This window comes from Streptomyces xylophagus (assembly GCF_000716435.1).
GTDB classification, from domain to species: domain Bacteria; phylum Actinomycetota; class Actinomycetes; order Streptomycetales; family Streptomycetaceae; genus Streptomyces; species Streptomyces xylophagus.
Genome location: NZ_JNWO01000184.1, coordinates 1 through 328, shown reverse-complemented (window position 1 = coordinate 328; position 328 = coordinate 1). Strand labels below are relative to the sequence as shown.

At 71.3% G+C, this 328-nt stretch carries 1 pseudogene; it reads right to left on the bottom strand.

The window, feature by feature from the left end:
- Positions 1-328 (bottom strand): annotated as a pseudogene (locus OO70_RS50895) (serine/threonine-protein phosphatase); the annotation flags it as partial.

Sequence of the window (328 nt, the reverse complement as noted above, 5' to 3'; positions counted from 1 at the left end):
CGTGCCCATGCCGCCGCCGCCGAGCCGGTCCTCCTGCACGGGCTCGTAGACGCCGTTGACGAGGACGTCGTCGGTGAGCAGGGGGAGGGGATGCAGGATGTGCCGCTGCATGGCGGCGGCCGTCGAGCGCAGGCGCAGCATCTCCTGCTCACGCGCGATGCGCCGGTGGCACGCGTACACGGAGACGACCCCGAGGACCAGGGTGAGCAGCACCAGCAGACTGCGGTCCAGCCACCTGGCCCCGTCGCCGGCCCGCAGGAACAGGGTGAGGGAGACGAACAGGGTGGTCCACGCGGCGACGAACCTGGTCTGCTGCACGGTGCACAAC